The 14764-nt window shown below is 67.7% G+C and carries 11 protein-coding genes and 1 pseudogene; 2 read left to right on the top strand and 10 right to left on the bottom strand.

The genetic code is table 11. The annotated features are described in order from the left end of the window. Positions 1-21 precede the first annotated feature (21 nt). From RKE25_RS05740 to RKE25_RS05725, 4 genes are all read right to left on the bottom strand, one after another. A complete protein-coding gene (locus RKE25_RS05740) occupies positions 22-825 on the bottom strand; it encodes a helix-turn-helix transcriptional regulator (RefSeq protein WP_311841294.1) in 804 nt (267 codons plus the stop codon). Positions 826-964: 139 nt separating this feature from the next. Then, positions 965-1339: a nuclear transport factor 2 family protein gene (locus tag RKE25_RS05735; protein WP_311841293.1), complete on the bottom strand. Its 375-nt coding sequence runs from the start codon at positions 1337-1339 to the stop codon at positions 965-967. Positions 1340-1482: 143 nt separating this feature from the next. Then, positions 1483-2658, bottom strand: a complete 1176-nt coding sequence (locus RKE25_RS05730) for a GGDEF domain-containing protein (RefSeq protein ID WP_311841292.1) — start codon at positions 2656-2658, stop codon at positions 1483-1485. Between the two features lie 98 nt (positions 2659-2756). Beyond that, on the bottom strand, positions 2757-3215 hold the full coding sequence (locus RKE25_RS05725) for a GNAT family N-acetyltransferase (protein WP_311841291.1): 459 nt from the start codon (positions 3213-3215) through the stop codon (positions 2757-2759). 152 nt (positions 3216-3367) lie between these two features. Here RKE25_RS05725 and RKE25_RS05720 point away from each other — a divergent pair, with 152 nt between their 5' ends. Continuing rightward, complete coding sequence (locus RKE25_RS05720) at positions 3368-4120, top strand: N-acetylmuramoyl-L-alanine amidase (RefSeq protein ID WP_311842342.1); 753 nt, start codon at positions 3368-3370, stop codon at positions 4118-4120. Position 4121: 1 nt separating this feature from the next. Here the strand turns inward: RKE25_RS05720 and RKE25_RS05715 are convergent, their stop codons facing one another. The 6 genes and pseudogenes from RKE25_RS05715 to RKE25_RS05690 all read right to left on the bottom strand — a co-directional run bounded on the left by RKE25_RS05715 (position 4122) and on the right by RKE25_RS05690 (position 12283). Further along, entirely contained in the window at positions 4122-4523 is a 402-nt protein-coding gene (locus tag RKE25_RS05715; protein ID WP_311841290.1) for an OsmC family protein, read from the bottom strand. Between the two features lie 61 nt (positions 4524-4584). After that, complete coding sequence (murD, locus tag RKE25_RS05710; RefSeq protein WP_311841289.1) at positions 4585-5943, bottom strand: UDP-N-acetylmuramoyl-L-alanine--D-glutamate ligase; 1359 nt, start codon at positions 5941-5943, stop codon at positions 4585-4587. An 8-nt stretch (positions 5944-5951) separates the two neighbouring features. Beyond that, positions 5952-7295 carry a UDP-N-acetyl-alpha-D-muramoyl-L-alanyl-L-glutamate epimerase gene (gene murL, locus RKE25_RS05705; RefSeq protein ID WP_311841288.1) on the bottom strand — a complete coding sequence of 448 codons (1344 nt, stop codon included), beginning with the start codon at positions 7293-7295 and terminating at the stop codon, positions 5952-5954. A gap of 70 nt (positions 7296-7365) precedes the next feature. Next, positions 7366-7769, bottom strand: a pseudogene (locus tag RKE25_RS05700) (DUF559 domain-containing protein). 98 nt (positions 7770-7867) lie between these two features. Continuing rightward, on the bottom strand, positions 7868-10429 hold the full coding sequence (locus RKE25_RS05695; RefSeq protein ID WP_311842341.1) for a bifunctional aspartate kinase/diaminopimelate decarboxylase: 2562 nt from the start codon (positions 10427-10429) through the stop codon (positions 7868-7870). 339 nt (positions 10430-10768) lie between these two features. Next, positions 10769-12283, bottom strand: coding sequence for a fumarate hydratase (locus RKE25_RS05690; protein ID WP_311841287.1), 1515 nt, complete (start codon positions 12281-12283; stop codon positions 10769-10771). Between the two features lie 516 nt (positions 12284-12799). On the opposite strand from RKE25_RS05690, the gene RKE25_RS05685 reads away from it, so the two are divergent. After that, the gene (locus RKE25_RS05685) at positions 12800-14725 is read left to right on the top strand and encodes a S53 family peptidase (RefSeq protein ID WP_311841286.1); all 1926 of its coding nucleotides are present in this window, start codon (positions 12800-12802) and stop codon (positions 14723-14725) included. The last annotated feature ends 39 nt before the right edge of the window (positions 14726-14764 follow it).

The following is a 14764-nucleotide window of genomic DNA, read 5'->3' as shown; positions in this document are numbered from 1 at the left end:
GGTTGGCGTGCCCAAACGGCCCTACGCCTCCGCCGCCCTGCGCAGCCACGTCGCCGTCGCCTCGTCGGCCGGCACGAAGGCCTCGATGGCCAGTTCCTGCAGCATCACGTCCGTCGGCGTACCGAATACCGTCGTGGTGCTGAGCATCGACAGCACCGCATCGCCCACGTCCAGTTCCATCGGCACGGCGATGCGGCCCGCCGCGCCCACGGCGTAACCGTCTTCCAGCGGCGGCGCTGGATAACTTTGCAATTCCCGTAGCAACGCCATCAGCTGCGGGTCCTGGCTCGCGTCGACCTGGTGCCGCAGGCGCTCCAGCAGGTGGGCGCGCCACTGGGCAAGATTGCGGATGCGCGGCGCGAGGCCGGTGGGGTGCAAACTGGCGCGCAGCACGTTCACCGGCGACTTCGTCAAAGTTTCTGGCAGGCCGGCCATCAGGCGCGCGGCGGCGCGGTTGGCGGTGACCAGGTGCCAGTAGCGGTCGACTGCCAGCGCGGGATACGGCTCCATGCCCCTGAGCAGCAGTTCGATGGTATGGCGTACCGCGTCGAGGGCGGGATCGTCCAGCGCGCGTTCCGCATAGACCGGCGCGAAGCCAGCGGCGACCAGCAGCGCATTGCGCTCGCGCAGCGGAATATCCAGGTATTCCGCCAGGTGCAGGATCATGTCGCGGCTGGGCATGGCACGTCCGGATTCCACGAAGCTGAGATGGCGGGTGGAGATCTCCGCTTCCGTCGCCAGCTCCAGCTGGCTGAGGCGACGATGCCTGCGCCATTCGCGCAGCAGGTCGCCGACGGGACGCGTGGCGCTGGCAGTGGACTGCATGCGGTCTCCATGAGCGGAAAGGACATCGCACCGATATTCCCATGCAGTGCGATGCAGCGGGTGGGCCGGCAGTCACGCCGCCGGAATGTTGGGCTGCCACGGCGAAACGGGCGGCGCGTGGCCGCCCGATCGGTTTCTTTCAGGCGACCTGCGGGACTTTGTCGAGGAAGCCGAGCACCTGCCGGATACGGCCGTCGTCGAGCTGCGCGACGTCGAAGCCGATCACCAACGGTTCGTCCGCGCCCGGCGCGAAGAGGTGCCATTGGAAGCGGACCATGTCGTGGTGCGCATCCACCGGGCCGCCGAGGCGGAATACATGGCCGGGGAACATCGATTGCACGGCGGCGATGGTGGCATCGATAGTTTCCCAGCCGCAGGCTTGCACCATCGGATCGGTGTAGACGGCATGCTCGGCGTAGACCTCTTCGACCAGCGCGCGGCGGCGCAATGCGTCCGTCTCGTTCCAGCCCTGCAGATAGCGTTCGACGAGGGTACGGGTGGCGGTGTCGTTCATGGCGGTGCTCCTTGGTGGGTGTGCCGCCAGATTGCCGCCCGCCCCGCGCGGCGGCGATTACCTCGCAGGTAATGGGATGGCGGATGCCTGCCAAGGCGTGGCGGGCGACGCCGGAGCGCCGGACCTGCGGTGCGCGTGCTGCGTCAGACGGCGATCGTTGCGGGCGCGCGGTGACCGGCCCACTCCACGCGGTTCCTGCCGTGGTGTTTGGCACGGTAGAGCGCCGCGTCGGCGGCGGTGATCAGCGCATCGAAATCCATGTCTGCCGCGCCGGCCACGCCGACGCTGGTGGTGACGCCGATCTGCTCCCCGCTGTGCTGCGCCGGCGCGGCGGCGAGGCGGGAACGCACGCCTTCGGCGGCGACGATGGCCTGCGCCGCGTCGATGCCCGGCAGCACGAGCAGGAATTCCTCGCCGCCGTAGCGCCCCAGCAGTGCACCTTCCGGCAATTGCACCACGCGCACGATCTGCACGAAGTGACGCAGGACTTCGTCGCCGGCGTGATGGCCCCAGTTGTCGTTGATGGCCTTGAAGCGGTCCAGGTCCAGCAGCAGCACCGACGAGGTCTGCCCGCGCGCGCGGCAGGCTTCCACCGCGCGGCGGCCGTCTTCGATCACTGCGTTGCGGTTGCGCAGCCCGGTCAAGCCATCGGTGCGCGCCATGGTGCGCAAGTCGAGCGTCAGGCGTTCGGCCAGCAGTAGCGTAAAACCGGTGCTGACGAGGAAGGTACAGATGATCGCAAAGAGATAGTTGGCAGTGACCAGCTGCGTGGCGAGCAAGACTTGAGACGCCGTGCCGGGCGCCACCATCACCACCGAACGCAACAGGTAGAACGCCGCGTCCGCGGCGAATACCAAGGCGGTGAACATGCAGCTCACGCGCAGATCGCGCGGCGAGCGTCGCAGCAGCACCCAGATCATCCACGCATCCCACACCACGCTCTTGGCGCCGAACACGATCGCTTCCAGACTCTGGCTGGGCGGCACCAGCAGGAACAGCACCTGCAGGCCGAGGAAGGCCGCGGACAACAGCAGCGGCCAACGCCAGCGCAACGGATAGCGCACATGCACGGCGATGCCCATGAGCATCGCGGCGTTGGCGATGGCGATCAGTGCGTTGCCGACGATGGCGGAGAGAAAGGTGTCGCGTTCGTCCAGGCCCTGCGCGAGGCCGGCCAGCGTGATGATCCAGAATGCCGCGGCCCAGATGCGCAACGCGGGCATGCCGCGCAGCACCAGGCCGAGCAAGGTGAAACTGAGGGAAATCGTCGCCCCGACGGCCAGCCCCATGACGCCGAGCGTAAACAGATCAAGATGCATCGCCGCCCCCGCGCCGCGCCGGCGCCCCTGTGCAGACGACCGCATTATTACTTAGCGCGCGGCAGGAAGCCCGCGCTTTCTTAGCCGCGGTCAGGTCTTCACAAATCGCGCGTCATGAACACGCTGTTGGGATCGTCGACGTAGTCGGCGAAGGGCGCGCAGTACGTGAAGCCGTAGCTGGCGTATAGCCGTCTGGCCGGCTCGAACGCCGCCATCGACCCTGTCTCCAGACTAAGCGTTCGATAAGAACGGCGAGCAGCCTCATCCAGCAGGTAGCGCAGCATCGAAGCCGCCACGCCCTTGCGCCGGTGCGCTTCGGCGGTACGCATGGATTTGATTTCGCCGTGAGCGGGAGCGAGTTCTTTCAGGGCGCCGCATCCGAGCAGCGCCTCGCCATGCCACACAGTCCAGAAACTCACTTCGGGCCGGCGCAGGCCATCCAGGTCCAGCGCGTGAATGCTTTCCGGCGGCGAGTGGCGCGCCATGTCGCGCAGATGCTCGTGCAATAGGTCGATGATGCGCGGATCCGAGAGTTCGCGGTCGAGGCGGATGTCCATGGCGCTTGGGGAACGGCTACGGGGATGCAGCGATCCTAGCCAAGCGCGGGCCCCGGCGCCTAGGGCTCGCTTGACGGTCCACGCCGGCTGCGGCAGCTTTCGGCGGGTTTCCGCCGCGAGTGACTGCCTTGTCCCGATCCGGTTGCGTTTCCCTGTTCCGCTCCGCCCGCCATGGCCTGCTCCTGCTGCCTTTGGCCTGGCTGGCCGCCTGCGCGCCCCTGCCCGCGCGCAACCCCATGGCGAGCTGGGTGCCCTCGCCCAATCACGACATTCGCCGACCGGTGCTGATCGTGGTGCATTTCACCGACCAGAACTCGGTGCAGGAGAGCCTGCATACGCTGCGCACCGCCAACAGCGGCGGGCCCGTCAGCGCGCATTACCTGATCGGCGCCGACGGCGGCATCTACCAGCTCGTGGCCGACGAACAGCGCGCCTGGCACGCGGGCCCCGGGCGCTGGGGCACGATCACCGACGTCAACTCCGCCTCGATCGGCATCGAGCTGGACAACGACGGCCACTCGCCCTTCGCCCAGGCGCAGATCGACAGCCTGCTGCGCCTGCTGGCCGACCTCACCGCGCGTCTGCGCATTCCGCCGACCCAGGTGATCGGGCACGAGGACCTCGCCCCCGGACGGAAGGACGACCCGGGCCCGCTGTTCCCATGGAAGCAGTTGGCGGATGCGGGCTACGGCCTGTGGCCGCGAGGGCCATTGGTGAACCCGCCGGCCGGCTTCGACCCATGGATGGCGCTGGGGCTGGTCGGCTACTCGCTCGACAATCGGCCCGCCGCGGTGCGGTCGTTCCATCACCACTTCCGCGGCATGGATGGCGACACGCTCGACCTGGACGACCTGCGCGTGCTCTACGCGCTGGCGCGGCAGCTGGGCGCCACCGCGGCGCCCTGAGTCATCCGCCGCGTTCGCTGGTGATCTCGGCGCCTTCGCGCATCGCCTTGGTCACCGGCGTCTTGGCGACGATCTCCAGCAGGCGCTCCCACTGCTCATCGCTCAGCGGCTGGTCCGAATGCAGTACGCGATGGATGTGCAGCTTGCCTTCGTCGTCGCGGGTCAGGCTGAGCTCCGCGCGGAACTCACCCAGGTTCCAGCCCTTGCGCTGCGCGTACATGCGCAGCGTGATCGCCGTGCAGGCGGCCAGCGAGGAAAGATAGAGATCGAACGGCGCCGGCGCGGCGCCCTGCCCGCCGAGCGCCTTGGGCTCGTCGGTATCCAGCGCGAAATGGCCGGCCTGGATATGGTGCAGGTAGTCGGTGTCGGTAGAGACGACGGAGGCGGAGGCGACGCGGCTCATGCGGGTTTCCGTAGGTTGGGGTTCGCCCAGGGCTCACGACAACCTACGACATCCGTCGCGCTCAGGCGATGCCCAAACCGGTAATGCCGGTGATGGCATGGCCATCGAAACCGGCGAGGTCGGCGAAATGGCGGCCGCGTTCGGCGTAGTCGTGGAACTGGTCGAAGCTCGGGGCGCCGGGCGACAGCAGGATGCAGCCGCCGGGCGGCGTGAGCCCGCGCGCTTCGGCCACGGCGGCGTCCAGCTTGGCAACCTCCACCAGCGTCGTGGCGACCTTGGCCTGGCGCAGCGCCGCGGCGATGCGCGGGCCGTTGGCGCCGCTGCAGACAATGGCGTGAGGCGGGCGTGCCGCAACGGCGGCGACGAAGTCGGACCAGTCCAGGCCGCGGTCATGGCCTCCGGCCAGGACGGTCGTCTTGCGGCCATGCAGACTTTCCAATGCCGCCAGAGTGGCCTGCGGAGTGGTGCTGATGGAGTCGTTGATCCACAGCACGCCGTCGCGCTCGCCCAGCGGTTGCAGGCGGTGCGGCAGCGGGACGAACGTGGCCAGCGCGGGCGCAGCGGCGAGCGCGCCGTAGCCCATCGCTTCCAGCGCGGCGAGCGCGGCGCAGGCGTTGAGCGCGTTGTGCGCGCCTGGCGCGGATAGGCGATCCGCCTCGACGACGTTCCGCCCGCCGCGGCGGATGTAGCCGCCCGCCACGTGCCAGCCATCCGCCGTGCCGAACAGCAGGCGCGCCGGATGCGCGGCGGTCTTCTCCAGCAGGGAGGGCTGCAGCGCATTGACCAGCAGGCGTCGCGACGCATCCGCGAGCTTGAGCTTGTCGGCGACGTAGCGCTCGCGCGAGCCGTGCCAGTCCAGGTGTTCTTCGTAGAGGCTGGTGACGACGCCCAGGTCCAGCGGTCCGGCTTCGCCAGTCTGGAAGCTCGACAGCTCGATCGCCCACAGTTCGGCGGACTGGCCGAGCAATTCCAGCAACGGCATGCCGATGTTGCCGGCCAGCGCGGTGCGCACGCCCAGCGCGCGCGCCAGGTGCGCGAGCAGCGCGGTGGTGGTGCTCTTGCCCTTGGTGCCGGTGACGGCGATGACCTTGGCGTCCGGGTTCTCGCCGAACCACAGCGCGGTGCCGGAGGTGACCTTCAGGCCCGCCTCTTTCGCCGCCAGCAGCGCCGGCTTGTAGGCCGACACGCCCGGCGATTTCACCACGACGTCGAACGAGGCCAGGTCGATCGCGCCCGGCTCGCGGCCGTGCACGTCCAGCGCCGCATCGAAAGCCTGTGCGCCAGGGACTTCCGCCTCGCCGCAGAACAAGGTGAGCGGCAGCGCGGGCAGCCGCCCGCGCAGCGCCGCGATGGCGGCGCGCCCCTCGCGGCCGAAGCCCCAGATGGCGACGCGCTTGCCGGCCAGGTCAGCGATGCGCATGCGGCGGCTCAGGCGAAGAACTTCAGGGCGCCCTGCAGGCGGACCGGGATGCGCTGCTCGGGCGACGCTTCCAGCCACGGCTCGAGGGCCAGGGCGGAAGGGTCCAGCTGAGGCAGGATCTCGCTGCGGAAGCGCGCGACCAGCGCGTCCTCCTGCCATTCCGGACGCTGGCTCAACGCATACAGGGCCGCGCGCGCCTCGGCGCCCTCGCCCACGCATTCGAACGGCTTGTGGTCCTGGTATTCCAGCAGCGCATCAAAACCGGCGGCCTGGCTATCGTCGTCCAGCAGGTTGCGGCCAAAGATCTGCAACAGGCGCGGCTTGGGCAGGAACGGCGCCAGCGCGAGGAACACGAAGTGGCACTTCGGGCACTGCCCGCACCAGCGATCGGCTGGCTTGGGGCCGAGGATGCGGAAGTTGCGGTTGCAGCTGGAGAAGGCGTCGAAGTACGGCGTGAGCTTGGCGAACGCGCGGGTGACGGCCAGCTCCGAGTACGGGCGCAGCAGCGAGAAGTAATCCAGGTCGGCGGCAACTTGTGCATGCAGCCAGTCGCCGAGCAGCTGCTCGAAGGCGTAGCCCTTGCTCCACTGGTGGTTGACCAGCTGGCCGTCGTATTCGAGCGTGGCGGCCGAGGCGGAGCGCTCATTGGCGAAGGCGATGCTGTCGAAACCGTAGAGGATGGCGGCCAGCGCGAGGATCGCCGAATTCACGGCGGTCACCGGAATATGGCCGTTCCACGCGCCAACGCGATTGAGGTCGAACAACTGCGGCGCCAGCTCGCGCTGGATATTGAGCGTGGGCAGGCCGGTACGCGCGGCGCAGGCGGCAATCAGTTCCGAATTGCCGACCCACACGGCCGTGGCTTCGCCGCCGATGGACTTGATGGCTTCCACCGCGACCAGCGAATCCTTGCCGCCGCCGATCGGCACGAGCGTGCGCTTGGGCAGATGGAGCGCCGGAGCCGGCGCGGGCGCCGCGCCGCCGCGCGGGAAAGCGATACGGCCGCGCAGGTCCAGTCCGTTGCGATACGCGAATTCGGCCAGGCCGTTGAGATACAACGTGTCGAGCAGGTCAGCGGTAGCGTCGTCCAGCGGACCGCCGGCCACTTCGATGCGCGGCGGCACGCCGGCCTTGTAGTAGCTGACGCCGGCGACCAGATGCAGCAGCTTCAGCGCGCGGTCGAAGGCGGCGGCATGCGCGGCCGGCACGGCGGGCGCGTTCGGGAAGCGCACGCGCTCGACCATTTCCTCGCCGTGGTCGAAGGCATAGGCCAGCTCGGCCACGCCATCGGCATAGCTGCAGCGGACGAAGCGGAAGACCTGGGTGAGGCGGGGTTGGATGGGGGTGGTCACGATGAGTGGCTCCGGGTTGTCACCTTGCCTGATCGCTCTGGCGGCAAGGTGGCTGAATTCTTTCGTGTAGCTACGCCTGGGTCTTGCCGCGACCGGCCCCCTCTCCCCTCCGGGGAGAGGGCTGGGGTGAGGGGCCGGGGCTTGCGAGAACGTCCAATAGAACTTCGAGCAAGCCTTCCAGGTTCGCCAACACCTCATTGTTCCAGAAACGCAGGACGCGATAACCCAGGGCTTGCAGCTCCAGCGTCCGGCGTTCGTCGTAGACCGCCTGTTCGGCATGCTGACCACCATCGAGTTCGACGATCAGCCATGCGTCCGTGCAAACAAAATCCACGATGTAGCTACCAATCTGGTGCTGTCGGCGGAACTCCATCCTTGTAGGCGTCTGGCGCGCAGCCGATGCCAAAGTACTTGCTCCGCATCAGTCTGCTTCTGACGCAGATCGCGTGCCCTGTCTACATTTAAGCGCTTCATCCTTGGGCGCTCCGTTGATGCGTTTTCGCGAGCCCCGGCCCCTCACCCCGCCCTCTCCCCGGAGGGGAGAGGGAGAAGTGCGGTACCGAGGCAAGTACCTAGTCGAGGATCACCTCTTCCGCCTCATCCCGCATGTTGTACGGCGACGACATCACCTTGCCGTACGCGCCGGCCTGGGCGACCAGCACCACGTCGCCTTCCTGCGCTTCCGGCAGGCGGCGGTCGGTGCCGAGGACGTCGCCGCTTTCGCAGATCGGACCCACCACCTGGAACAGGCCGGTGGCCGGCTCGTCCAGGCGGGTGAGGTTGACGATCTCGTGCCAGGCCTCGTACAGCGCGGGGCGGATCAGGCTGTTCATGCCCGTGTCCACGCCGAGATAGCGCCACGAACCCTTGCCCTTCTGCTGGGTGACGCGGGTCAGCAGCACGCCGGCATCGGCCACCAGGTAACGGCCCGGCTCCATCCACAGCTGGTAGTGCGGATAGGCCGCTTTCACGCCGCGTAGCACGCGGTCCAGCGCGGCGATGTCCAGCCGCGCCTCGCCCGGATGCGAGGGCACGCCAAGGCCGCCGCCGATGTCGAGGAAGGCCACGCTGCCGATGCGCTCGGCCAGGCTGGCGAGCTGGCCGTACACCTCGCCCCAGTGGCCCTCGTCGAGGATGCCGGAGCCCAGGTGCGCATGCAGGCCGCGCACGATCACGCCATGGGTGTCGGCCAGGCGCAGGAACGGATCCACCAGTTCCACCGGCAGACCGAACTTGCTGCCGCTGCCGCCGGTGCGCACCTTCTCGTGGTGGCCCAGGCCGCGGCCCAGGTCCACACGCAGCACAATCTCGCGGCCGCGGAACAGCTCGCCCCAATGTTCCAGCTGGTACAGCGCATCCAGCGAGATGGTGGCGCGCGTGGTCAGCGCCCACTCGTAGTCGGCCCGCGGCGCGAAGTTCGGCGTGAACAGCAGCGGCGCCGACTCCGGCACCGCGGCCATCACGGCTTTCATTTCGCCCGGCGACACGCACTCGAAGCCGAAACCTTCTTCCGCCAGCGCCTTGAGGATGGCCGGATGCGTATTGGCCTTCACCGCGTAGTGCAGGCGGTCCACCGCTCCCAGCGATTTCAGCTCGCGCGCCTGCTGGCGCACGGTGGGCAGGTGGTAGACGTAGCGCGGCGTGCGCTCGGCGCCGAGCTTGAGCAGGCGCTCGCGCTCGGTGGTGCGCCACCACGAGGCGGCCGGAGCGACCACTTCGCCGCTGCCGTACAGCGCCTGCCAGCTCGGCCCGAACAGCGCGCTGTCGTCGGTGCGCAGGGCGCCGGCGGCGATCAGCAGCTCGTGCAGGTGCGGCAGCAGGTCGTCCACCACGTTCTCGTCCACCACGAAGGTGAGGTTAAGGTTGTTGGACGACTGCGAGATCAGGTGCACGCGGATCTGGCCGAATTCCGCCAGCACGCCGGACAGCGTATGCAGCATCGAACGCATGCCGCGCCCGGCCAGGGTGATCGCCGCGCAAGGCGCGATCACCTTCACGCGGCACACCTTGGCCAGGTCGCTGGCAAGCGCGGCGATGGCGTCGGAATCGAGCAAGTTCTCGGTGGGGTCCAGCGACACGGTGACGTTGGTTTCCGCCGAGCCGATCAGGTCCACCGACAGGCCGTGCTGCTTGAACTGCGCGAACACGTCGGCGAGGAAGCCGACCTGCTGCCACATGCCCACCGACTCCATCGACACCAGGGTGATGCCCTTGCGCGCGCTGATCGCCTTGACGCTCGGTGCATGCTCGCGCACTTCCGGGCCGATCACGGTGCCTTCCAGTTCGGGCCGGTTGGTGTCCTTGATCAGCATCGGCACGCGCGGCTCGCGCAGCGGCGAGAGGCAGCGCGGGTGCAGCACCTTCGCACCGGTGGAAGCGATTTCCTGGGCCTCTTCGTAGTCCAGGCGCTGCAGCAGGCGCGCGCCGGGGACCTGGCGCGGATTGGCGGTGAACATGCCGGCCACGTCGGTCCAGATCTCCACGCGCTGCGCCTTCAGCAGCGCGCCGAAGTACGAAGCGGACGTATCGGAACCGCCGCGGCCCAGCAGCACCGTGCGGCCGTGTTCTTCGCGCGCGATGAAACCTTGCGTGATGAACACGTCGCCGAGTTGCGCGAGCCGCGCATTCAAGGCGGGATCCGGACGTGCCTCGACCATCGCCGACAGCAGCTTGGTGCGCTCGTTCTGGTTGGGCAGCGCGACCGCCGCGAGGCAGTCGCGCGCATCCACCCATTGCGTGGGCAAGCCGGCATGCGTCAGGAACGTGGCGCCCAGCGCGCTGGACATCAGCTCGCCGTGCGCCTGCACCAGTGCCGACCAGGCCAGTTCGCCCATCGTGCCGGGGCCGTCCTCGGCGAGCTTCGCCAGGTCGGACAGTCTCTGCGCGAGCGTTTCCGGAACCGCCAGCTGCATGTGATCGAGCAGGTCGTAGTGACGCTGTGCGATCGCGCGTGCAGCCTCGATGCGTTTGCCCTTGTCTTCCTGTGCGCACAGTTGTTTGAGTGCGTCGGTGATGCCGGTGAGCGCGGACACGACCACCAGCACGCGGGCGCCTTCGGCGCGGCGGCTGGCGACGAGCTCACGGATGTTCTGCCAGCGCGGCAGGGTGGCGACACTGGTGCCGCCGAACTTCATCACGATCCAGGATGCGTCAGCGGGAAGCGACGCGGGGCTTTGCGGGTTCACGGGTACCTTCGGTTGCGTGGTTGGGGAAAAAAGTGATTCGGCCAGTGTTGCGCCGCAACAGGTGGAAATGCAATGGATAAAGGCGGGAAATTCGGGTGCGGCGAAACCGTACGTCGGTGTAGGTAGAAACCTTCGAGACGAGCGGGTGCTCGAGAAGGAGGTTCTACGCAGGAAGACAAAAAAGCTTTAAGGCTTCCGCTTCCACGCTCCGTAGGTCCCCTCACCCCAGCCCTCTCTCCCACGGGGACTACCTTCGGGTCGCCCGGAGGGGAGAGGGGGCAAGAGCGATTACGCCACGACGACGGGAATCTTGCCGATGCGCGCCTGCCATTCCTTCGGCCCGGTCTGGTGCACCGACGTGCCCGCCGAATCGACGGCCACCGTCACCGGCATGTCTTTCACCTCGAACTCGTAGATCGCCTCCATGCCGAGGTCGGCGAAGCCCACCACGCGGGAGGATTTGATCGCCTTGGAAACGAGGTAAGCGGCGCCGCCCACGGCCATCAGATACACCGACTGGTGCTTCTTGATCGCCTCGATCGCGGCCGGGCCGCGCTCGGCCTTGCCGACCATGCCCAGCAGGCCGGTCTGCGCCAGCACCTGCTCGGTGAACTTGTCCATGCGGGTGGCGGTGGTGGGACCGGCTGGGCCGACCACCTCGTCGCGCACCGGGTCGACCGGGCCGACGTAGTAGATGAAGCGGCCCTTGAAGTCGACCGGCAGCGGCTCGCCCTTGTTGAGCATGTCGACCATGCGCTTGTGCGCGGCGTCGCGGCCCGTCAGCAGCTTGCCGTTGAGCAGCAGCACTTCGCCGGGCTTCCAGCTCGCCACTTCTTCGCGGGTCACGGTATCGAGGTTCACGCGACGTCCCTTGGACGCGTCATAGGTGAGCTTCGGCCAGTGCTCCAGCGACGGCGGGTCGAGCGCGACGGGGCCGGAACCGTCCAGCGTGAAATGCGCATGGCGGGTGGCGGCGCAGTTGGGAATCATCGCCACCGGCAGGTTGGCGGCGTGGGTCGGATAGTCCTTGATCTTCACGTCGAGCACGGTGGTGAGGCCGCCTAGGCCCTGCGCGCCGATGCCCAGCGCGTTGACCTTTTCGTACAGCTCGACGCGCAGCTCTTCGATGCGGTTCTGCGGGCCACGCGCGATCAGCTCCTGGATGTCGATGTGCTCCATCAGCGATTCCTTCGCCAGCAGCATCGCCTTCTCGGCGGTGCCGCCGATGCCGATGCCGAGCATGCCCGGCGGGCACCAGCCGGCGCCCATGGTCGGCACGGTCTTGAGCACCCAGTCGACGATCGAATCGGACGGGTTGAGCATGGCGAACTTGGACTTGGCCTCCGAACCGCCGCCCTTCGCGGCCACGATCACCTCGACGGTGTCGCCGGGCACGATCGAGACATTGATCACCGCCGGCGTGTTGTCCTTGGTGTTGAGGCGCTTGCCGGCCGGATCGGCCAGCACGCTGGCGCGCAGCTTGTTGTCCGGGTGGTTGTAGGCGCGGCGCACGCCCTCGTTGACCATGTCTTCCAGCGACATCGTCGCGTCCCAGCGCACGTTCATGCCCACCTTGAGGAACACGGTGACGATGCCCGTGTCCTGGCACAGCGGGCGATGGCCTTCGGCCGCCATGCGCGAATTGATCAGGATCTGCGCCATCGCGTCCCGCGCCGCCGGCGATTCCTCGCGCTCGTAGGCCTGGGCGAGGTTCGTAATGTAGTCGACCGGGTGGTAGTAGCTGATGTACTGCAGGGCGTCGGCGACGGACTGGATCAGATCGTCTTGCTTGATGGTGGTCATGGCGGCTGCTTGGAAGACGGGAGGGAGAACCTTGCCGCGAGGCGGTTTTCGCGGCGCACAACCCGTCTATTGTGCCGCAAGCGGACAGAGGCACCCAAAATCGTTCTCTCGCAATGACTTGGATGCCAGCACGCCGCTACGGGGCCGATCTTCGGCGCGACGGTTGGCCCCGGCGGGCATATGCATAAAAGGAGTTGTCATATCGCCGGGACGCGCGCCATTTCATGCGGTCAGAGCACGAAAATGCGCATCCAATTCAAATGGATAGCGTGAAACCCCCGCTCGCCGCGACGCCCCATCGCAAGATATTTCGCTTAGCAGTCACTTTGCGCGCACCCGCCATCGCGCTAGTTTTGCCGGACCGATACACCGGCGCACAGGGGAGCCACGTATCGGCGGGGAAGTTCTCGCAGATCCAAGCAGCGCTTAGCCGGCCCGGCCGGAGCGCGGCGCCGGCACGTGCCGTCCGCCGCTCGCCGCGCCCACGCGTCCGGGGCCATCCACGGAGGAACGCACATGCTCGCCACGCTTCACCGCAAGACCCTCGCCGCGTCCCTGACGCTCCTGCTCGCCACCGCTTCGACCGCTTCGTTCGCCGCCGGCATGAAGCCCGCCGCGGACCTCGGCGCGGCCAATGCCAACCAGAAGGTCAACGTCACGCTGGTACTGAAGCTGCACAACCAGCAGCAGCTGGAGCAATTCGTCCAGCAGACGGTGACCCCCGGGCACCCGAATTACCGCCGCTTCCTCACCACCGCCCAGTTCGCCGACAAGTACGGCGCGACGGACCAGGAGATCAAGCGGGTACAGGACTTCCTCCGCCAGAACGGCCTGACCGGCACGCTGCTGCCCAACCGCATGGCGATCCGCACCAGCGGCACCATCAGCCAGTTCGCCACCGCCTTCCAGACGCCCATCCACAACTATGTGTCGAAGGAAAGCGGCGACGTGTTCCATCGCCCGGCCAAGGCGCCGGTGCTGCCCTCGTCCATCGCCGACACCGTGCTGGTCGCCTCCGGCCTGAGCAACGAGCACAAGGTGCTCTCGCACCGCATCACCACGCCGGACAAAGCCACGCAGGTATCGATGCAGGCCACGGCGAAGACCCAGGCCAAGCTCGCTCCCCTGCCCGCCGACGGCCATCCGGCCGCGACCGGCGTGCCGGGCGAGTACACCGTGGGCGATGTCGCCAACCTCTACAACATCAATCCGCTGTATGCGCGCGGCGTCACCGGCAAGGGCACCACGGTCGCCATCGTCACGCTGTCGGACTTCTTTGAGGAAGACGCGCAGGCGTATTGGGATGGCATCGGCCTGGTGACCAAGCCCCACCGCATCACCAAGGTACCGGTGGACGGCGGCGCGCCGATCGACGGCGGCAGCGGCGAGACCTCGCTGGACGTGGAACAGGCCGGCGGCCTGGCGCCCGAAGCGGACATCCTGGTCTATCACGCGCCCAATTCGGGCAGCAGCTTCACCAATGCCGCGCTGCAGGCGGTGTCGGACAACGTAGCCGACACCATCTCCACCAGCTGGGGCCTGCCGGAAATCTACAATTTCGCCGCGCTCAACGTGGATGGCGCCAAGAACACCGACACCACCGACGTGGGCGACTTGCAGATCTGGCACCAGATCCTGCTGGAAGCCGCCGCGCAGGGCCAGTCGTTCTTCGCCGCCACCGGCGATTCCGGCGCCTACGACACGGTGCGTGGCCTGGGCCACGGCACCGAGCCGGGCACCTTCAACGCGCCGCTGACGGTGGACTCGCCCGCCTCCGACCCCTTCATGACTGCTGCGGGCGGCACCACGGTGCCCTTCAGCTATGCGTTCCGCAACGGCCCGACCGAATCGATCACCAAGGAACAGGTGTGGGGCTGGGACTATCTGCAGAACTACTTCGACAAGTACGTCGGCCAGGGTGTGATCGACCTGTACTCGGTCGGCGCGGGCGGCGGCGTCAGCGTGTACTGGAAGCGGCCGTTCTATCAGCTGTTCACTTCCGGTATCCGCAATAGCGAGAAGAACCAGACGCTGACGTACAACGACACCACCGGCCCGCAGGTGCTGCTGAAGCTGCCTGGCAACTTCCATGGCCGCAACCTGCCGGATATCTCGCTCAATGCCGATCCGGAAACCGGTTACATCGTGGTCTCCACCGTCGACGGCGGCGCCACCGCGGGCAATGGCGGCACCAGCTTCGTCGCGCCGCAGCTCAACGGCATCAGCGCGCTGCTGACGCAGAGCTCGGGCCGCCGCGTGGGCTTCTGGAACCCGCAGGTGTACGCGCTGCAGAACATCTTCGGCTACGGCAAGTGGACCGGCTTCAACGACATCCGCCAGGGCGACAACTGGTTCTACCACGGTTCCGGCGGCTACGAGCCCGGCTCGGGCATCGGCACGCTCAACGTGGCGAACTTCGATCTGTTCCTGCGCGCGTTCTGACGCGTCCTCGCGGACACAGGACTTTGGCCGGCCCCTCGC

The sequence above is a fragment of the Dyella sp. BiH032 genome, assembly GCF_031954525.1.
Lineage (GTDB): Bacteria > Pseudomonadota > Gammaproteobacteria > Xanthomonadales > Rhodanobacteraceae > Dyella_D.
This window is presented reverse-complemented; position numbering and strand designations above follow the sequence as displayed.

Excerpts from the sequence above, each read along its gene's own strand:
- RKE25_RS05740 (WP_311841294.1), bottom strand. The coding sequence starts at position 825 with ATGCAGTCCACTGCCAGCGCCACGCGTCCCGTCGGCGACCTGCTGCGC.
- RKE25_RS05735 (WP_311841293.1), bottom strand. The coding sequence starts at position 1,339 with ATGAACGACACCGCCACCCGTACCCTCGTCGAACGCTATCTGCAGGGC.
- RKE25_RS05730 (WP_311841292.1), bottom strand. The coding sequence starts at position 2,658 with ATGCATCTTGATCTGTTTACGCTCGGCGTCATGGGGCTGGCCGTCGGG.
- RKE25_RS05725 (WP_311841291.1), bottom strand. The coding sequence starts at position 3,215 with ATGGACATCCGCCTCGACCGCGAACTCTCGGATCCGCGCATCATCGAC.
- RKE25_RS05715 (WP_311841290.1), bottom strand. The coding sequence starts at position 4,523 with ATGAGCCGCGTCGCCTCCGCCTCCGTCGTCTCTACCGACACCGACTAC.
- murD (WP_311841289.1), bottom strand. The coding sequence starts at position 5,943 with ATGCGCATCGCTGACCTGGCCGGCAAGCGCGTCGCCATCTGGGGCTTC.
- RKE25_RS05695 (WP_311842341.1), bottom strand. The coding sequence starts at position 10,429 with ATGAAGTTCGGCGGCACCAGTGTCGCCACCCTGCCGCGCTGGCAGAAC.
- RKE25_RS05690 (WP_311841287.1), bottom strand. The coding sequence starts at position 12,283 with ATGACCACCATCAAGCAAGACGATCTGATCCAGTCCGTCGCCGACGCC.
- RKE25_RS05685 (WP_311841286.1), top strand. The coding sequence starts at position 12,800 with ATGCTCGCCACGCTTCACCGCAAGACCCTCGCCGCGTCCCTGACGCTC.